This is a genomic window from Gemmatimonadales bacterium, assembly GCA_041390145.1.
Lineage (GTDB): Bacteria > Gemmatimonadota > Gemmatimonadetes > Gemmatimonadales > GWC2-71-9 > SPDF01.
In genome coordinates this window covers 179777-197506 of the sequence record JAWKQM010000006.1, presented here as the reverse complement: position 1 = coordinate 197506, position 17730 = coordinate 179777, and the positions used below count along the sequence as shown (strand labels likewise).

At 69.8% G+C, this 17730-nt stretch carries 18 protein-coding genes; 1 reads left to right on the top strand and 17 read right to left on the bottom strand.

Annotation, left to right across the window (positions count from 1 at the left end):
• Window positions 1–315 (bottom strand): co-chaperone GroES, encoded by a 315-nt coding sequence (locus tag R2910_07080; GenBank protein ID MEZ4412726.1) that lies wholly within the window; start codon window positions 313–315, stop codon window positions 1–3.
• 324 nt (window positions 316–639) lie between these two features.
• On the opposite strand from R2910_07080, the gene R2910_07075 reads away from it, so the two are divergent.
• Window positions 640–1695 (top strand): hypothetical protein, encoded by a 1056-nt coding sequence (locus tag R2910_07075; protein MEZ4412725.1) that lies wholly within the window; start codon window positions 640–642, stop codon window positions 1693–1695.
• A gap of 44 nt (window positions 1696–1739) precedes the next feature.
• Here R2910_07075 and R2910_07070 read toward each other — a convergent pair whose 3' ends face one another.
• The 16 genes from R2910_07070 to R2910_06995 form a co-directional block, all read right to left on the bottom strand.
• A complete protein-coding gene (locus R2910_07070) occupies window positions 1740–2699 on the bottom strand; it encodes a C40 family peptidase (GenBank protein ID MEZ4412724.1) in 960 nt (319 codons plus the stop codon).
• Window positions 2700–2713: 14 nt separating this feature from the next.
• On the bottom strand, window positions 2714–3118 hold the full coding sequence (locus R2910_07065) for a hypothetical protein (protein ID MEZ4412723.1): 405 nt from the start codon (window positions 3116–3118) through the stop codon (window positions 2714–2716).
• Window positions 3115–3417 (bottom strand): hypothetical protein, encoded by a 303-nt coding sequence (locus tag R2910_07060; protein ID MEZ4412722.1) that lies wholly within the window; start codon window positions 3415–3417, stop codon window positions 3115–3117. Before R2910_07060 ends, R2910_07065 begins: the two co-directional genes overlap by 4 nt.
• Before the next feature lie 4 nt (window positions 3418–3421).
• The gene (locus R2910_07055; protein MEZ4412721.1) at window positions 3422–4051 is read right to left on the bottom strand and encodes a hypothetical protein; all 630 of its coding nucleotides are present in this window, start codon (window positions 4049–4051) and stop codon (window positions 3422–3424) included.
• Between the two features lie 63 nt (window positions 4052–4114).
• The gene (locus R2910_07050; GenBank protein ID MEZ4412720.1) at window positions 4115–5056 is read right to left on the bottom strand and encodes a UbiA family prenyltransferase; all 942 of its coding nucleotides are present in this window, start codon (window positions 5054–5056) and stop codon (window positions 4115–4117) included.
• The gene (locus R2910_07045) at window positions 5053–5832 is read right to left on the bottom strand and encodes a type III pantothenate kinase (protein MEZ4412719.1); all 780 of its coding nucleotides are present in this window, start codon (window positions 5830–5832) and stop codon (window positions 5053–5055) included. The genes R2910_07050 and R2910_07045 overlap by 4 nt, the downstream gene beginning before the upstream one ends.
• Window positions 5833–5875: 43 nt before the next feature.
• Window positions 5876–6580 carry a biotin--[acetyl-CoA-carboxylase] ligase gene (locus R2910_07040; GenBank protein ID MEZ4412718.1) on the bottom strand — a complete coding sequence of 235 codons (705 nt, stop codon included), beginning with the start codon at window positions 6578–6580 and terminating at the stop codon, window positions 5876–5878.
• Window positions 6577–7386, bottom strand: a complete 810-nt coding sequence (locus R2910_07035) for an undecaprenyl-diphosphate phosphatase (protein MEZ4412717.1) — start codon at window positions 7384–7386, stop codon at window positions 6577–6579. Before R2910_07035 ends, R2910_07040 begins: the two co-directional genes overlap by 4 nt.
• Window positions 7386–8513 (bottom strand): N-acetyl-alpha-D-glucosaminyl L-malate synthase BshA, encoded by a 1128-nt coding sequence (bshA, locus tag R2910_07030; protein ID MEZ4412716.1) that lies wholly within the window; start codon window positions 8511–8513, stop codon window positions 7386–7388. Before bshA ends, R2910_07035 begins: the two co-directional genes overlap by 1 nt.
• Window positions 8510–9427, bottom strand: a complete 918-nt coding sequence (miaA, locus tag R2910_07025; GenBank protein ID MEZ4412715.1) for a tRNA (adenosine(37)-N6)-dimethylallyltransferase MiaA — start codon at window positions 9425–9427, stop codon at window positions 8510–8512. Before miaA ends, bshA begins: the two co-directional genes overlap by 4 nt.
• Window positions 9414–11126 (bottom strand): DNA mismatch repair endonuclease MutL, encoded by a 1713-nt coding sequence (mutL, locus tag R2910_07020; GenBank protein ID MEZ4412714.1) that lies wholly within the window; start codon window positions 11124–11126, stop codon window positions 9414–9416. The genes miaA and mutL overlap by 14 nt, the downstream gene beginning before the upstream one ends.
• A 9-nt stretch (window positions 11127–11135) precedes the next feature.
• Window positions 11136–13484 carry a BatD family protein gene (locus tag R2910_07015; protein ID MEZ4412713.1) on the bottom strand — a complete coding sequence of 783 codons (2349 nt, stop codon included), beginning with the start codon at window positions 13482–13484 and terminating at the stop codon, window positions 11136–11138.
• Window positions 13478–15109 carry a VWA domain-containing protein gene (locus R2910_07010; protein ID MEZ4412712.1) on the bottom strand — a complete coding sequence of 544 codons (1632 nt, stop codon included), beginning with the start codon at window positions 15107–15109 and terminating at the stop codon, window positions 13478–13480. Before R2910_07010 ends, R2910_07015 begins: the two co-directional genes overlap by 7 nt.
• Window positions 15106–16077 (bottom strand): VWA domain-containing protein, encoded by a 972-nt coding sequence (locus tag R2910_07005; protein ID MEZ4412711.1) that lies wholly within the window; start codon window positions 16075–16077, stop codon window positions 15106–15108. The genes R2910_07010 and R2910_07005 overlap by 4 nt, the downstream gene beginning before the upstream one ends.
• Window positions 16074–16823 (bottom strand): hypothetical protein, encoded by a 750-nt coding sequence (locus tag R2910_07000; protein ID MEZ4412710.1) that lies wholly within the window; start codon window positions 16821–16823, stop codon window positions 16074–16076. The genes R2910_07005 and R2910_07000 overlap by 4 nt, the downstream gene beginning before the upstream one ends.
• The gene (locus R2910_06995) at window positions 16823–17707 is read right to left on the bottom strand and encodes a DUF58 domain-containing protein (GenBank protein MEZ4412709.1); all 885 of its coding nucleotides are present in this window, start codon (window positions 17705–17707) and stop codon (window positions 16823–16825) included. Before R2910_06995 ends, R2910_07000 begins: the two co-directional genes overlap by 1 nt.
• Between the last annotated feature and the right edge of the window lie 23 nt (window positions 17708–17730).

The following is a 17730-nucleotide window of genomic DNA, read 5'->3' as shown; positions in this document are numbered from 1 at the left end:
TCAGCCAATCTTGGCGAGGATGTCCGAGGCCTTGATGATGATGACTTCGTCGTCCCCAAGCTGGAACGGCGTGCCGCTGTACTTGCCATAGATGACCTTGTCACCCACGGCCAGGTCCATCGGGACCCGCGCGCCCTTGTCCATCCGGCCCGGACCGACGGCGATCACGGAACCCTGGGTCGGCTTTTCCTTGGCGGTGTCGGGGATGTACAACCCGCCGCGCATGCTCTCGGTCTCATCCGATGGCATGATGACGACGCGGTCTTCGAGCGGCTTGATGCTGACCTTCGTCTTGCTCTTGGTCGCAGTGGACATGTCCTGCCTCCAGCAACGTGAATGTGGTGGTGTAAAGTATGATGCGGCAACAGATTGGCACTCAAGCACCGCGAGTGCCAGAACACCGGAAACGTAATCCGAATGCCCCCGATGTCAAGCGTTCGCACCCCGGTTTGGCAATCGACGGGCCAGAGTGCTAAGCCAGAATGACAGGAGTTTCTCCATTCCAGGTGTCCTCGGTTTGCCGGAGCGACCTGATGCCTGCCAGAGGGACATTTCCGACCTTCGTCGCGCTGTTTCGCGCTGCCAATTGCCACTATGCTTCACCCCGCACCCTCTTCGGCCCAGACAGGGATATCGCCCATGTTGACCACGGTGTTTGCCCTCCTCGCCCCCGCCCTCGTGACGCTCCAGGCACCGGACCCGGGCCCGTCGATTCACGTCACGATCGATTCCTCGCGGAAGGAAGTGGTGGTCACCGCCGGCCCCTTCACGATTGCGCACATGCCACCGAACATGGATCACGGGATGATGCACGAGATGCCCGGCACCACCACCCCCCTGCTCCGCTTCGAGTGGCCGATGGAGGCCTGGTTCCGCGGCTTTGACATCGAGGTGACGGATGCGAACGGGCGCGCCCTCAGCAGCCAGCTCGTCCACCACCTCAACATCATGAACTTCAATCGTCGGCAGCTGCTCTATCCGGCCGTCGAGCGGATGGTGGCGGCAGGGTCCGAGACCGGGAGCGTCAGTCTCCCCAAGACCATCGGTATGCCGATGGAACCGGGGTATCAGCTCGCGATGTACGCCGCCTGGAACAACCTCGGCGACGCCGACATCGAGGGGGCCATGCTGACCGTGCGCCTCTCGTGGAGCCCGCAGAACCTGGCGCCCCGTCCCAAGACGATCCTCCCCATTTACATGGACGTGAACTACAATCGCGTCACCGACTCCTACGACCTCCCCGCGGGACGCTCGTCGAAGACCTACGAGTTCACCATGCCGCTGACCGGCCGGGTGCTGGCCATCGGCGGGCACGTGCATGACTACGCGGAGTTTGTGTCGCTGGAGGATGTCGAGAGCGGAAAGACCATCATCATGCTGAAGGCGGAGACCGCCCCGTCCGGCCTCCTCCTCAAGATGCCGCGGAAGTACTACGGCATTCGAGGGGACGGACTCAAGCTGACCGCAGGAAGGAAGTACCGGGTCCGCGCCGACTACAACAACGTCACGGGAAGGACGATTCCGAGCGGTGCGATGGGGCTGATGGCGGGCGCGTTCGCCCCCGACGACCTGGCGGAGTGGCCGGCGCTGGACCCGAGCAACCCGGACATCGAGGCCGACATCGCCATGCTGGAGAAGATCGGGAAGCCCTCAGAGATGAAGGGGATGGATCACGAGCACATGAACCACGAGTAGGGGCGCGCCTCGGCGCGCCCCCACCCCGTATCAGTGTTGCACGATCACGCCCCCACCACCCGCCGCGCCCCGACCCACCGCGCGTACCACCACTTGCCGTAGGGATCGGTGGCACTGAGGACACTCTTCTGCACGCCGTTCGTGGCGCTGTGGATGAACTCGCCGCCACCCAGGTAGAGCCCGACGTGCGACACCGTGGAGCCCCCCGCCCCGCTCGAAAAGGTCAGGATGTCCCCCGGCGCCAGCGCCGCGAGACTCTTGTCGACCGCCACCCCCTGCTTCGCCTGGTCGGCGCTCGTCCTCGGCAGGGTCACCCCGTGCGCGCCGAATGCGTACTGGATCAACCCCGAGCAGTCGAACCCGTTGGCGCTGGTCCCGCCCCAGGCGTACGGCGTTCCCATCACGCCCAGCGCGGTCTCCACCACCGACATCGCCAGGGGAGTACCCGGCACCCCGGGCGGCGGAGCCGAGGCGGTCGAACTCGTGGTGGTGGTCGAAGACGGTGGAGGCGTCGTGGCCGCGGCGGTCTTCCGTCGCATGCCACCGCCCAGCCGGACCCCGACCTGCACCCCCTCGTTCCCGCCCTGCGTCAGTCCCACCCAACGGGCCTCCGCTCCCAGCCCAACCGCCTTGAAGAGCCGGAAGTCGTAACCGAGCCCGATGGAATAGTTGCCGTAGAACACGTCGGCACCGTTGAAACCGAACCCGCCGCCCAGCCCGCCGACCACGTAGAGGCCCGGATTGCCCCCGCGCCAGAGGCTCAGGTCGAGCCCCAGGCCAACCAGGTCGCCCCCGCCGTCGTTCTCGGGCGACCACCAGGAGGCGGAGACGGTCGTGGACAGTGCGGAACTGAGCCGCCGCGACGTCCCGATGCTCCAGATCCAGTATGTCTCCGGTGAGCCGGAGTACCACGAGACGCCCGCCCCGATGCCCTGGGCCTCCGCCCGGCCCGCAAGCAGCAGCATGAGGGCGCCGACCGCACCCAGCAGCCACCGCCGAGCCATGCGCGGGTGCATCCTCACTTGACCCGCGTCGGAGTGCCGGTGCGCAAGTTCACCTCGTAGGTGTTGCCCGGCCGGCAGTGCAGCCAGATCCGGGCGCGAATCGTGGAGTCGTTGACCAGCACCGGTGCCGCGCCTGTCATGAGCAGCGGGACGAGCGTCCTGCCGCTGTCTCGCACGATGACCAGCCCTCGTTCCATGCACGTCACCCCCGCGGAGTCGGTGCCGACCCGCGCACCGGAAAACCAGACGGTCACACCGTGTGGTGCCTCGAGCGCCAGCGAATCGGGCAGCGTGGGAAAGGTGCTCTGGGAGGGAGTCGAGTCGACCGTGGCCGCCTCGGGTGGCGGCGTCCGGTCACCAGCGCAGGCGCCGAGCGCGATGAGGCAGAGTGCCGAGGCAAGCACGCCGCGGCCCTTCACTCCGCATCCTCGCCCGCCGGAGCTTCCTCGATCGCGGCAACCTCGGGCGTCCCGTCCGGCAGCACGTGCAAGGCGTGCTGGAGGCGGGGCGAATGACGCAGCGCGCGGAGCCAGTAGTGGACCGTGATGTACCCGGCCAGTCCCCCGAGGGCGATGGTGAGCGCGACACCGTGCAGCGGATTCGGCAGGAGTGCGGCGAGGACGGTACCCAGGAGGGCCCCAACAAAAGAGGCTGCCAACGCCACAATGGGCGTCAGCAGCCATCCGGAGGCGCGGAGGAAGATGATCTTCGCGCGCATCGCCTCAGCTGCGCCGACCGGTGACCGCTCCGAGCACTGCCGTGAGGGTCACGCCTGGCAGAAACGCCACACCGAAGGTCCCCAGGTTCCACCCGGCGCCCGGGAAGTGCACCACCACCGCGAGCACCCAGCAGACGACGGTCAGGACGAGGGCCGTGATCATCCCCTTGGCGATCGACACCGCCCCCCCTGCGCGCGCCTGGCTGGCCAGGATCTGGGCACCCATCCACGCCAGGTAGGTTCCCACCATCCACCAGACCGGGTGGTACCACCAGTTGCTCCCACCGCCGATTTCACGCCAGCGGTTGGTGTACATCCCGGTCGGCTGCAGGAGGGACACATCAATCACGAGGAAGACGACCGTGGCGGCCAGCCCGATCCCGGCCGCCCCGGCGATGCCCTCGATGGTCCGGGGCTTGGTCCAGTTGCCGGGCATGAACGTCACCGCGGTCAGTCCAGCCACCAGCACCACGGCGCCGAGCCCGAATTCGGCCCCGCCGGCCAGGTACCGGGTGATGAACGACATCGCCGCCACGACCGCGGCGGTGATGACGCCCAGCGTGACCGCCGAGCGGAGGACGTAGGGCAGGTCGGTCAGGTCGGTGCCTGACGCGGCGCGAACTGCGGAACTCATGCCGACTCCCGGAGAGTGTGGAATGCGGAATAATAGCGCACGGCCAACCGCTCGGCCAAGGGTTCAGGCCAGGCCGAATCCAAGGGCAATCACGATGTCGGTGACGGCCCAGGCACCGAGCGCGGCGTACATGCCCCGCTGGTGCTGGTCGGGGGTCATCGACTTCCAGCGCGCCAGCCAGGGCAGGAGCACCGCCAGCCAGGCCCCGAAGGCCACGACCAGCAGGCCGCCGCGCCACCCACCCCACGCCGCCGCCTGAAACCACCCTCGTCCCGCCCCGGCCACGCCGAACAGCACAAAGGCCGCCACGGCAGAACCGAGGGCGAGGAGCAGGCTGGTCCGCTCACCGAGCATCAGGGCCAGGGTCTTGTCGCCCCGGCGCCGGTCTTCCTCGAACTGGTAGATCTGCGTGAGCGGGTAGAGCGCGGCGAAGAGGGGAGCGAAGGCGGCGAACACCAGGAAGGCCGGTCGGTCGAGGGGGCGGCCGGTCACCGCCCAGCCGGCATACGGTGTCAGGGCGCCGAACCCGATCATGTTGATGATCCAGTCCACCCCCGCGACCGCCTTGAAGCGGAACGGCGGCACCGAGTAGAGCACCGACATGACGAAGCAAACGCCGTACGCCGCGGTGAACCCTGCCGGCAGCTGCAGGGAGAGCGCCCCACCGATCAGCATCAGGGCCATCCCGAACCCAAAGAGGTGCCGCGGGACCGGCGGAGGCTGCCGCAGGTACCCAATGTCTCCCTCGTCCTTGTCGAACGCGGAGTTGATGGCGAGGGTCCCACCGTTGAGGAACACGACCCAGAGGACGATCCCGAAGGCCGCCGCACCGCGCGGAACCCCGACGAAGGCGGCCGGCAGCCCGACAGCGATCAGGTACCCGAGCGCCGTGTGCGCCGCCATGATCGGCCATTCGGCGGGTCGGGTGTGGAGGAGGTAGTCGAACGAGGGGCCAAGCAGCCGGTAGCCGGCGCGCCGGAAGGAGGAGGCGCCTGCGTCGCTCACCAGCGGAGTCCCAGATGTCCGGCGGCGATGCGGAGGCCCCGCAGCGTGAGATCGGGTTCGATGCGCCTGATCAGTTCCGAAAACGGCGCGATGACGCCGGCCAGCCCACCCGTGGCAATCACGACCGGCTTGTTCGGCGTGGGCCACTCGGCAAAGATCCGGCGGAGCATCCCGTCGGCGGCGTCGGCGGCGCCGAACAGGACGCCCGCCTGGATGCACTCCTCGGTGCGGCGTCCGATCACACGCGCCGGCGCGGCGAGTTCCGTGGCCGGGAGCTTCGCGGCGAGCCGGGTCAGCTGATCCGCCGCCGTGCGGAGGCCGGGCATGATGGCGCCACCGATGAAGCGCCCGTCTCCGGTGATGCAGTCGAAGGTGGTGGCCGTGCCGAAGTCCACCACCACCGCATCGGCGCGCACCAGCTCAAGCACCGCCAGGCCATTCACGATCCGGTCGGCGCCAACACTGAGCGGCTCATCCACGTCGAGCGTGAGCGGCAGTGGCGACCGCGGGTCGATGGAGACCGCGGAGCACGCGGTGGCTGACTCGATGCCTGCCTTCACGCTCCGGGTGATGTGCGGGGCCACGGAGGCGAGAATGACACCGCGGACCTCGTTGGGCGAATGGCCGGCATGCAGCAGGAAGGTCCCGATGGCGGTGCCCCATTCGTCGGGGGTGCGGTCGGGATTGGTGGTCAGGCGCCAGTGGGCGGTGACCTGGTCTCCGCGAAAGAGGCCGACGGTGATCTCGGTGTTGCCGATGTCGAGGGCGAGGAGCATTGGGGGAATCTAGGCGCGGAAGGGACGGTCGGTAAGCGGCGAATCAGCGGGCCACGACATCGCCTGTAGAAACGCGGTGGACAACGCCTGCCGCATCCCTGATCTGGAGGCGACCATCATGCTGCACCCCGGCGCCAGTCCCCGCCATTGGCGTGTCGATGTTCCGGCCGAGGAGCCAATCCCGACTCGCGAACTCGGCGAGCTCTTCCGGGGTGAGGGCGGGTGTCTGGAGATCCACGGCACAGAGCGCCGCGGCGATCGGGTCGGCGAGCGCCTGAACGGTGGTCTCGGAGCAGTGGTCCGCGAGCGTCGTCGCGCGCCCGCTCAACTCACTCGGGATCGGGTTGGCCACATTCAACCCCAGCCCGATCGCCACCCATTGCAGCCGGTCCCCCTGCCAGGTGGCCTCGGTCAGCACGCCCCCCACCTTTCGGTCGCGGACGATCAGGTCGTTCGGCCACTTGAGCATCACCGGTACGATGGGGGGGAGTCCGTCCAGCACGCGTGCAATCGCCAGCCCGGCGCGCAGGCTCAGCACCTCCACTCCGCCTGGCGTGGCGGCCCCGCGCCGGAGGACGCTCATCCAGAGCCCGCCAGGCGGCGAGTACCAGGTGCGGCCCCGGGACCCCCGCCCCGCCCACTGCTCCCGCGCCACCAGCCAGGTACCGTCGTCCGCGCCATCGGCGGCGCGGGCATGCAACTGATCGAGCGTGGAGTCCACTACCTCGAGCCAGATGCCCGGGGTCACCCGCCGCCAGCCTTCCACCAGACGAGGAGCGCCGTGCCCACGACAATGCGGTACCAGCCAAACGGCACGAAATTCCGCCGGGCGACGAAACCGATGAACGCCCGGATCACCACCAGCGCACTGAGGAAGGAGACGATGAACCCCACCGCGAACACCGGGATGTCGGCGGCCGACAGGTTGCCGCGGCTGCTCACCACGTCGAGGAGGGTGGCCGCCACCATGACGGGGATCGCGAGAAAAAACGAGAATTCGGTGGCGGCAGTCCGGGAGAGCCCGAGCAGGTAGCCGCCGAGGATGGTAGCACCCGCGCGTGACACGCCCGGGAAGAGGGCAAGCACCTGCGCGACGCCCACGCCGAAGGCCAGCCTCGGCGGCAGCCCATCCACCGAGGCGACCCGCTGCACCGGCTTGGTGCGCTCGATGAGGAGGATCGCGATGCCGCCCACCACCAGCGCGCCCGCCACGGTCGGCACCGTGAACAGGTGCGCCTTGATCCACTTGTGCGCGAGGAGGCCGACGACCGCCGCCGGCAGGAAGCCGAGCGCCAGGTTGGCCACGAAGGTCCGGCTCTCGGCGCTCGTCCTGAGGCTCCGCAGAATGGCGAGGAAGCGCTCGCGATAGAGCCAGACGACGGCGAGGATGGCGCCGAGCTGAATGAAGATCTCGAACGTCTTGGCCCGCTCCCCGGTAAAGCCGAGGAGGTCGCCGGCGACGATGAGGTGACCGGTGGACGAGACAGGGATGAACTCGGTAATCCCTTCGACCAGCCCCAGCAGGGCGGCCTGCAGGAGGATGAGGGCGCCCACTAGCCCAACGCCTCGCGATACATCGCCTCATACATCGGCACCACGCGATCGGCCGAGAACTCGGCCGCCTTCAGGACGGCTGCCTCCGACATCCTGCGGTGCGTGACGGGGTCCCGGAGCAATTCCACGGCGCGGCGTCCCATCGCCTCGACGGAGCCCACCGGCTCGAGAATCCCGTTGACACCATCCTCCACCACTTCGGGGAGGCCGCCCGCGTGACTCGCCACCACCGGCGCCCCGCAGGCCATTGCCTCCAGGGCGGCGAGACCGAACGACTCCGACTGCGAAGGGAGCAGGAAGAGGTCCGTCGCCTGCATCAGTTCCACGACGCGGTCGAGGCGCCCGAGAAACCGGACATCCGCCGCCACCTCGAGCAGGGCCGCTTCCCGCTCGGCCTCGGCGCGCTCCGGCCCGTCGCCGATCATGAGGAGGGTCGCCGGCATCGCGCGCCGAATCCGGGAGAAGATCCGGATGACGTCCTTGACGCGCTTCACTTCACGGAAGTTGGAGGTGTGGCTGATGATCTTGTGGCCGTCCGGGGCGAGGCCGTCGCGCTTCGGCGAGTCGACCGGATGGTATTCGCTGAGGCTGACGAAGTTCGGGATGACCCGGAGATTCTCGTGCACCGGCCCGAAGGCGCGGAGGGTCTCGCTGCGGAGGAAGGCCGAGACCGCGCTCACCTCGTCGGACCGCTCGATCGAGAATCGCGTGATGTCGAAGAAGCTCGACTCCTGGCCGACAAGCGTGATGTCGGTGCCGTGCAGGGTGGTCACGACCTTGATCGGATGTTCCCTGGCGAGCATCTCCCGGGCAATCCACGCGGTCGTGGCATACGGAATCGCATAGTGCACATGAAGCAGGTCGAGCTTTTCGCGGCGGCTCACCTCGTACTGCTGTGACGCGAGGGCCAGGGTAATCGGGAAGTGATCGAACAACGGGTACGCCCCGTGCCGCGTCTCGACCTCGTGGTAATACACCCGCTCCGCAAACCCGCCGCGGAGCCGGAAGGGCGAGGCGTAGGTGATGAAATGCACCTCGTGACCGCGCCGGGCCAGCTCGAGCCCCAGCTCCGTGGCCACGGCACCGGAACCGCCGTAGGTCGGGTAACAGGTGATGCCGATCTTCATGTCTTGCTCCAATGCGCGGCAATGTCCGCGGCGAGTTCGTTGGGCGGTCGCGTGGCGTCGAGCCGCAGGACCTCGCCGTCGAGCTGGTGGCGAAACCAGGTCTCCTGCCGCTTGGCGTACTGCCGGGTGCTGATGGTGATCGCTTCGGCGACGGATTCGCGCGGCCGCATGCCGTGCAGGTACTCCACGGCCTCCTTCACCCCGATTCCGTCGAGCCCCGGGGCGTGCGCGGCGTGTCCTTCCGCCAGTACCGCGGCCACCTCCTCGATCAGCCCGCGCTGGACCATCTCGACGGCACGGCGTTCTATTCGCTGGTGCAGGATCGGTCGGGGCACGCTGAGCACCACGTACCACGGCTCAAAGCGTCGCCCCTCCCTGGCCGCGCGTTGCCAGTGGGTGAGCGGATAGCCCGTCATCAGGGCCATTTCGATACACCGCAGCGCCCGCTGCCGTCCCCCGCCGGCGTATTCCGCATCGAGCCGACTCGCCCAGCGGACCAGCTCCGCCGGCGTGAGGTCCGCCAGGTAGCGCTCGAGTCCCTTGCGCCGGGTGGCGTCGAGTGCCGGCTCGCGAAAGAGCCCGTCCATCAACGCCCGCACGTACAGTCCGGTTCCCCCGACCACCACCGGCAGCCGCTGGCGGGCCTGCACCATCTCGATCCAGGCACTCGCCGCGGCGGCCCAGCGCCCCGCGCTGAACCGGTGGCCGGGGTCGAGAATGTCCACCCCGTGATGGACGACGCGCGCCTGCTCCTTCCGGGTGGGCTTTGCCGTGCCGATATCGAGCCGCCGGTACACCTGCCGGGAATCGGCGGAGATGACTTCCAGCGGCCAGTGCGCGGCAAGTGCCAGCGCGACCGCCGTCTTCCCGACCGCGGTCGGCCCGACCAGCACCGGGACCCTACCGACGGCCAAAGCGTCGCTCGAGTTCTTCCCGCGGCAGCTGCACGATGGTCGAACGCCCGTGGACATCGTGAGGCGGCAGTTCGGTGGCAAAGAGGCGGAGCAGCAGCTCCCGCATCTCCGTCTGACTGAGCCGCTGCCCCGCCTTGACTGCCGCGCGGCAGGCGTACGTGGCGCCGAACCGTTCCAGCGGGTTGGACCATCCCCCGAACCGGCCGCGCGCCAGGTCGGCGATCATCTCCTGAAAGCAGGCGACCGCGTCGAACCGGGGATGCGGCGTGGGCACGGCCTGCAGCACCACCGTGTTGCCGCCGAACTCCTCCACGCCAAATCCGACTCGCTCCAGCGTCTCCCGGTGCCGCTCAAGGGCGTCGAGTTCCTCGTCCGTGACCTCGACCGTGGCGGGGATCAGCAGCCGCTGTGCGGGGGCACCCGCGCCCGAGATCGCCGCCATGACTTCCTCGAAGAGCACGCGTTCGTGCGCCGAATGCTGGTCGACGAAAACGACGCCCTCGGCGGCCTGATACACGATGTAGGTGTCGAAGAGTTGCGTGAGCCCGCCGGCGAACGGGTCGGCCGCGCCGACCGCCTCCGAGGCGCCCGATTCCGACTGCTCCGCCGACGGCGTTTCGTCGCCGAAGAGCGACGTGAGCATTTCCTGCGCATCGACCGTGGAATGGCCGACGGGCATGGGCCGCCAGTCGCCGACGGGCGCCGCGGCCACCAGGGCGCCGATCGCCTGCCGCACCGCGTCCTCCATGGTTCGCTCCAGCCCGATCCGGTCCCGGAACCGCACCTCCATCTTGGAGGGGTGCACATTCACGTCCACTTCCCCCGGGGCGACGTCGACGCGGAGGTACAACGACGGCCGGTCGCCGGGATGAATCGCGGCGCGGTATCCCGCCTCGGCGGCACGGACCAGGAAGGGATCGCGGAAGGGGCGGCCATTCACGAACAGCTGCGTGCGCCGGCCGCTCGGCGAGGCGTCGCCGGGGCGCTGCACAAATCCGGAGATCCGGAAGGCACCGATGGCATAGTCCACACCGACCATCGTACCGACGAGGTCGCGGCCCCATACCGTGACGAGCCGCTCCGTCTCGTCCTGGTCCGGCGGTGCCGCCAGGCGGACCTGCCCGTCCTGCGTGAATTCCAAGCCGACCGCCGGATGCGCCAGCGCCAGCGTCGCGACCGCCTCGTAGGCGGCCCGGGATTCACTGGCGGCGGACCGGAGGAACTTGCGGCGAGCGGGTGTGTTGAAGAACAGACCCCGGACCGTGACCGTCGTGCCGCGCTGGCGCGCGACCGGCCCCACATGCTCGAGGCGACCCCCGACGACCTGCAGTTCGGTGCCTTCGCCCCCGTCTTCCGCCGTGGTGAGGGTCAGGCGGCTGACCGACCCGATGGCGGGGAGCGCTTCGCCCCGGAAGCCGAAGGTGGTCACCCCCGTCAGGTCGGCGGCGCTGCGGATCTTGCTGGTGGCGTGCCGGTCGAGCGAAAGCACCGCGTCTTCCCTGCCCATCCCGCACCCGTCGTCCGCCACCTCGATCAGCGTCTTCCCGCCGTTCTCGATGGCGATCCGGACCCGCGTGGCGCCGGCGTCGATCGCGTTCTCGACCAGCTCCTTGAGCGCGGAGGCAGGGCGTGCAACCACCTCGCCTGCGGCGATTTGGTCGGCGACGGCGTCGGGGAGGATGGAAATGCGACGAGGCATGCCTGCAATCTACTCCGGGTCGACTGGGACGACGGCATCGCCCGGGACCCATCCGAGACGGCCCGAGGGATCCTGAACCAGGTGCCATCCGCGCTGGCTCTGGAGCCGGAGCAGCGCCTGTCCCTCGTCGAGGGCCGCGACGGCCGATCCGCGGCCGTGCGGACTGACGCGAAGCGGCACCGCATGAAGCACCAGGTCGACCGGCTGGGCGTAGCGATGGCTCAGCCAGAGCGTCAGCCCGCCGAGCAGGAGCCCCACAGCACCGAGCCACGCCCACCCTCTGGCCTGGGCCGGGCGGAGGAACATCCCTGCCCATGCCGCGAGCCAGAGGAGGATCGCGGCGAAGGCCAGCTCCGCGGGGGTGACCGGCGCGGTCCAGAGCCGGCTCGCCGACACAGGATCCGGCGGCGGTGTCAGTTGCAGCGCCTGCCGCACGCTGCCGTTCCGCGGTGCGAGGCGGAGGGCGCGATACCACTCCGCGCTCGCCTGGACCGGGTCGCCGAGGCGATAGTCGGTGGCACCGAGATTGTACCAGTTGGCGGCGACATCGGGCTGGGCCTCTGTCCGGGCGGCGAACGCCGCTCTCGCCGCGGTGAGCGCACCACTCTCGTAGAGCGCTTCAGGGCCCTGGTCCTGTGCCGAGGCCCCGCCCGCCAGCAGCAGGCACAGCAGCAGCGATGAAAGCAGCCCATGAGAGACTCGGCGACGACGACCACCGCCGGCCAACTGGGCCCGCAGCGCTTCCCACCGTGCGACGATCTCTTCGTCCTGGCCTTCCTGCGATGGGGCGTAGCGTCGTTCGCGCAGCATGGCACGCAACTCGAGCAACTGCCGGACCGTGTCGAGTTCGAGACCCGCAGCCCGCAGCGCCGCCGAGAGGTCGGAATCGTCCCCCGAGACGACCGCCGCGGGTGCGAGTCCCGTCACCAGGCCGTCGAGCTCGATCTCGACCGTCCTGGCGCTCAGCCCATGCGAGGTGGTCGCCGCCACGGGCTTCTGTCGCCGCGTGACCAGTTGGAGCGCTCCCCACAGCAACGGCGGGCCGAAGCCCAGCAGCAGCCAGCCCCACCGGCCAGGGAGCCGGTGAAAGGTGCTGGGGAGGAGCGCACGGCGGGGAGTGAGGAGCGGGGGCGGCAAGGCACCCTCGGCCAGAGCGGCGGCTTCGGCCACCTGCAGGGACATCGCGGGGACCTTCGCGACCCGGAAGCTTCGCGTACCGAGGTCGTAGTACGGATACTCGATGGCGGGGAGCGCCAGCGTGCCCACGGCGTCCGGCACGAGCGAAAAGCCGAAGCTCTTGGTGCCGGTCACAATGCCATCGCGGGTCTCGGGCCGCTCCTGCACCAGTTCCGGGTAGGCGCGCGCGCCGGCCGGCCAACTGAGCGCCGGCGCCGGCCAGAGCGTCACATTGCCCTTCCCCGTGATGACCACCGACACGTGAATCGGTTCGCGCGCCCGCGCGGTCGGCGGATCCAGCACCCGCTCCACCGAGAGGTCGGTCCCGACGGCCCCGACGAACCCCGGCGGCCGTCCTGCTTCCGGGATGGGGCGGACCGAGATGTAGCCGCTGTCACTGCTGACCGCGAACCGTTCTTCCTGGCTGAAGAACTGCAGCGCGAGAGGCACCGAGTACTGCATCTGCGCAGGCGCGATCGTCAGCTCCCCGCTCCGCACCGGAAACGCGATCTGGTGCGCCACGAAGAGATCGTACCAGACGCCGCCGACCTGCCGGCTCGCGGCGATGCCCACCGGCGCCGGCTGGGGGTAACTCCACATCCCCTCGACCGCGGGAGGCACCAGCGTCGGGGCGCGCCGCAGGCGGAGGCGAAGCTCACGGGGGAACCACGCCGCGGTCACGATGTCCACCTGCTCACCGACGGTCGCCGTGGGGCTGGAGAGCAGCAGCGACAGGCCCACCTCGCCCGGGCGGGTCGGCGGGCGTGCCTGCTCGAGGAGGCGCTTGATGCGCGGATTGACCTGGGCAGCCACGGCGGCGCTACCGGTATCTGTCACCTTGACGCTCAGCGCCCCGACCTCGGCGATCGTGTCCCCCTGCCGGGCCTGGAATGGACCGAACTTCCAGGTGCCGGAACGGATGGCGCGGAGTCGCAGCTCGATGGTCTTGATGCGCGACACGTCGGCGTTGGGGTTGACGCTCGTGCCCTCAGTACGCGATACCACCACGAATCCGTCCGCCGCGCCGAGCCTCAGCTCGATTGGCAGCGCCGACGCGCTGCGCGTCCGAACCGTGAGCAACACCTCTTCGCCGACCGCGACCTCGTCACGATCGAGGGTGACCGTCAGTTCCGGCGGATGCGCCTGCTGGAGGGCGGCCAGCACCAGGAATGCCGCTACCAATCCTTGGCCCCTCCCATCCCGCCGGAAAGCCGATCCAACTGGCGATTCCGGGTGGCGCGCTCCTCGCGCTCGACCGAATTCAGGATCTGTTCCGCCTGCTCGCGGGTCAGCCCCCGGTTCTGGTTCTGCTGCTGCTCAGGCGGCTTCGGCTGCTGCCCGCCCTGCGGTGGGGGTGGTTGCTGCCCTCCCCCGCCAGACGATGGTGGTGGCGGCGGCCGCATGCGTTCCGCCAATTCCAGGTTCCACTTGGCACGCTCGGAACCGGGCTCCAGCAGGAGCGCCTCCCGCAGGTGCGAGGCGGCCTCGCCGACGAGCGTGTCGCGCAGGGCCGAGTCGGCCAGTGCGGCGCGCAGGTCGACGACCCCGAGGTTGTAGAGGGCCCGGTACCGCAGGCCCGGATCGGTCGTCTTGGATGCCTCGAGAAGCGCGCGGCGCGCCACCTTGAAATCGCCGGCCCGGAGGGCGGCGGTCCCGGCGTTGTAGAAGGCCGTGTCCCGGTCGCTCCCCTCCCGTGCCTCCTTGAGGAAGGCACCCGCCGCCCCGGTCGCGTCCCCCGAGGAGAGCGCGCGGGCACCATCGGAGGGGCGCTGGGCCTGGGCGAGCGAGGGAAGCGTCAGCGCGAGCGCGATGACAAGCAGCGACGCGCCCCGGCGCAGGAGGGTGACCCCGAGGAGCGTGATCGCCGCGAGCAGGAGCGGCAGCCAGCCCATCGGGCGAAGATCGGCGGCCCGACTCTCGGTGCTCGGGCTGCGCTTGAACGCCGCGACGAGATCACGCACCGCGCCGGCCTGATCGGTGAGCGAGGCCGGCACGACGGTGCCCCCCGCGGCATCGGCAGTGGCGCGCAACACTTCTTCGTGCAGGCTGGTCTCGACCACCTGGCCCTCCTGGTCGAGCTTGTATTCGATCAGCTGGCCCGACGCGTCCCGGATCGGAATCCTGACGGGCACCGGCGTGCCTTCGCCGACGAGGATCAGGCGAATCCCGGCGTCCTTGATGGCGGCGGCCGCCTCCTTGACCGACGACATCGAGTCGTGGATCTCGCCGTCGGTGAAGACGACCAGCACCCGATCGGAAATTTCGGTCGTGGCCTCGAGCAGTTCCCGCCCCTGGATCAGGGTGGCCGCGAGGTTTGTCCCGCCCTCGCTGGCCAGATCGGGGTCGAGCCCGTCGAGATAGAGTGCCACCGCGCCGCCGTCGACCGTCAGCGGCGTCAGGATGTAGCTGCGACCTGCAAACGCCAGGAGGCCGAGCCGGTCGCCACTGAGGTCCTGCACCAGGCGACGCGCCTCCCGTTTGGCGCGGCCGAGTCGGCTGGGGGCGACGTCCTCGGCCAGCATCGAGCGGCTGATGTCCGTCGCGATGACCAGGCTCAGCGCGCGCGCCTCGGTCTTGACCGTGGTCCGCCCGCCGCGGGGCCCCGCGACAGCCACCGACGCCAGGAGAACCGCCGTGCCGATGAGCCAGGGCGTGGCCCGACCGCGGAGGGCGGCGCGGGCGCCGAGGCTGGCCGACCAGGCCTCGGTGGCGGCGAGGCGGCGGCGGCGCCCCCACCAGGCGAGCGCGGCACCACCCGCCGCGATCAGCGGCGCGAGCAGCAGGAGCCACTTCGAGTCGAAGATCATGGGACGCGCACCGCCACCGTCGCGCCCATCAGCAACTCGAGCCCGAGGAGCGCGAGCCCCGCGATGGCCAGCGGCTTGGTCAGTTCTTCGTAGTGCAGGTACCGGGTGATCTGCACCGGGGTCTTCTCGAGGCCGTCGATCTGCTTGAAGATGCGCGCGAGCGCCTCGCTGTCCGTCGCCCGGAAGTACCGGCCACCCGTCGTCGCCGCAATCTCCTTCAGCAGCGGCTCGTCGATCCGGACCGGCAGGACTTCGTAGCGGAGGCCGGTGGCGCTCCGCCCCGTCGGAATCGGCGCTTCCCCTTCCGTGCCCACCCCGATCGTGTAGACGCGAATCCCGAACGACGCCGCCGTCGCCGCCGCGGTGCGCGGGTCGATCAGTCCGCGGTTGTTCTCGCCGTCCGTCAGCAGCAGGACCACCTTCGACTTTTCGGGGGCGCGACGGAGCCGGTTGACGGCCGTCGCGAGGCCGCTGCCGATGGCCGTCCCGTCTTCCAGGCTCCCGATCCGGAGATCGGTGACCGCCTGCTCGAGCACCGGGTAGTCGAGCGTGACCGGCACCTGGGTCAGCGCTTCGGCCGCGAACGCCACCAGTCCGATCCGGTCGGCGCTGCGCCCGTTGATGAAATCGATGGCCTGCGCCTTGGCCACCTCCAGCCGGTTCGACGGCGCGAAGTCCTCGGCGTACATGCTGCTCGAGATGTCGATCGCGATCACGATGGCGATGCCGTCCTTCTTCATCTCGATTCGGCTCCCGCCGACCCGCGGCCCCGCCGCGCCGACGATGAAGCAGGCAAGCGCCGCCGTGCGCAGGATGGGCGGCAGGCGAAGCCACCACGGCGGGCCGCCGAGCGCGGCCGGAAGCGACACGTCGCTGTAGAGGAGGCCGGGTGAGGGCGTTCGTCGCCTCCACCACCACCAGACGAGAGGCAGCAACAGCAGGAGCAGGAAGGGACGCGCGAGGCTCATGCGGGCGGGGCTTCCTCGAGCCGCATGGCCAGGGCGACCGCCGCCTCGGCACGAGGGATGACCGCCGAGACATCGCCCGGCCCGAAGAGCGCGTCGTCCAGCTGCTGCAGCAGCGCCGCCGCTTCTGGCGAGGGGTGGGCGGACGCCGCGGCGCGGAGACGCGCGGCGGAGGCGGCCAGCACAGCGCGGGGCTCGCCGGCGTTCATCCAGGTCTCGAGCGGGAGCGCGGATGGCAGCGGTGCCTCCCCGGTGCTCGGCGCCGTGATGGGACGCCCGCGGCGGCGCCACCAGAGGTGGACCGGAATCAGCAGGAGCACGGCGAGCAACACCAGCACCAGCACCGGGACCGCGGTCTGGATCGGCCGGAGAATCGGGGCGGCCTCCGGCTGCGCAGGCGGTAGCGAGTCACCGGGAAGCACCGGCAGCACGCTCGCGATGGTCACCGTCAGCGTCGCCGGCGGCAGCGAGTCGGTGGTTCCGTCGGGCGACACGAGCACCGGGCCGGGTACCTCGACCGTGTGCGACCCCGGCAACCAGCCGACCGCCGGGTAGCGCACGTCCAGCGAGTCTCCGCGGCGAACCAGCATCCCCGGCCCGAGAGCCTCGACGGCCCCTTCGGGGTTCCAGGGCGCCACGCGTGCCTCCCGGCCAACGGGCGCGGGAATGGTGCGGACCAGCCAGATCGTGTCCCCGACCTGCGGGAGCGGCGCCTGCTGCAGGGCGAGGAGCAAAAAGAGCGCGGTCATCAGCGATGCAACCGCTTGGCACGGAGCGCGAACGCCCGCCGCAGCGGCAGCGCATAGTCCTGCCCCGTGATGAGTGCCACGTGATCGACGCCCGCGGCGGCGAGGCTGCGGCGCCGCTCCTCGACCCGGCGCTCCGCCAGGCTGGCCAGTCGGCCTCGCACCTCGCGGTCCCCCGCGTTGATCATGACCCGTTGTCCTGACTCCGCGTCTTCCAGGTCGAGCCATCCCGACGCCGGCAGGGCGCGCTCGCGCGGATCGTCCACCGTGACCGCCACCACTTCGTGTCGTCCGGCGAGACGCTGGAGGGGCCGTTCCCAGTTGGGGGCGAGGAAGTCGGAGAGGATGACGACGATGCTCCGGTGGTTCAGGAGCCGGACCGCGTAGGTGAGGCTCGCCGACAGATCGGTGCTCCGCCCGGCGGGCTCGAACGCGACGAGGTCCCGGATCACCCGAAGCGCGTGACGCCGGCCCTTCCGGGGCGGGATCACCTGCTCCACGCGATCGGAAAAGAGCAGCGCGCCCACGCGGTCGCTCTGGCGTGCGGCCGCGAGCGCCAGCACGGCCGCGACCTCGGCGGCGAGCCCCGCCTTGGTGCGCGGCTCCCCGAACCGGGTGGAGCCGGAGTGGTCCACCACGAGGAGGACGGTAAGCTCCCGCTCCTCCGTGAAGGTCTTGACGTAGGGGCTGCCGAGGCGGGCGGAGACGTTCCAGTCGATGGTGCGGTAGTCGTCGCCGATTTCGTACGCGCGCACCTCGGCGAACTCCATCCCCTGTCCGCGGAAGGTGGAGCGGTACTCACCGGCAAAGAGCGACGACACCAGCCCGCGGGTGCGAAGCTCGATCGTCTTGACCTGTTTGAGGACTTCCTGGGACACCAGCGTCATGTCGGGAGGCGCCTCCAGGCGGG

What these genes read in the sequence shown, in the direction of transcription:
- R2910_07080 (MEZ4412726.1), bottom strand. Translation starts at nt 315, where the DNA reads ATGTCCACTGCGACCAAGAGCAAGACGAAGGTCAGCATCAAGCCGCTC.
- R2910_07075 (MEZ4412725.1), top strand. Translation starts at nt 640, where the DNA reads ATGTTGACCACGGTGTTTGCCCTCCTCGCCCCCGCCCTCGTGACGCTC.
- R2910_07070 (MEZ4412724.1), bottom strand. Translation starts at nt 2,699, where the DNA reads ATGGCTCGGCGGTGGCTGCTGGGTGCGGTCGGCGCCCTCATGCTGCTG.
- R2910_07060 (MEZ4412722.1), bottom strand. Translation starts at nt 3,417, where the DNA reads ATGCGCGCGAAGATCATCTTCCTCCGCGCCTCCGGATGGCTGCTGACG.
- R2910_07055 (MEZ4412721.1), bottom strand. Translation starts at nt 4,051, where the DNA reads ATGAGTTCCGCAGTTCGCGCCGCGTCAGGCACCGACCTGACCGACCTG.
- R2910_07045 (MEZ4412719.1), bottom strand. Translation starts at nt 5,832, where the DNA reads ATGCTCCTCGCCCTCGACATCGGCAACACCGAGATCACCGTCGGCCTC.
- bshA (MEZ4412716.1), bottom strand. Translation starts at nt 8,513, where the DNA reads ATGAAGATCGGCATCACCTGTTACCCGACCTACGGCGGTTCCGGTGCC.
- mutL (MEZ4412714.1), bottom strand. Translation starts at nt 11,126, where the DNA reads ATGCCTCGTCGCATTTCCATCCTCCCCGACGCCGTCGCCGACCAAATC.
- R2910_07010 (MEZ4412712.1), bottom strand. Translation starts at nt 15,109, where the DNA reads ATGATCTTCGACTCGAAGTGGCTCCTGCTGCTCGCGCCGCTGATCGCG.
- R2910_07005 (MEZ4412711.1), bottom strand. Translation starts at nt 16,077, where the DNA reads ATGAGCCTCGCGCGTCCCTTCCTGCTCCTGCTGTTGCTGCCTCTCGTC.
- R2910_07000 (MEZ4412710.1), bottom strand. Translation starts at nt 16,823, where the DNA reads ATGACCGCGCTCTTTTTGCTCCTCGCCCTGCAGCAGGCGCCGCTCCCG.
- R2910_06995 (MEZ4412709.1), bottom strand. Translation starts at nt 17,707, where the DNA reads ATGACGCTGGTGTCCCAGGAAGTCCTCAAACAGGTCAAGACGATCGAG.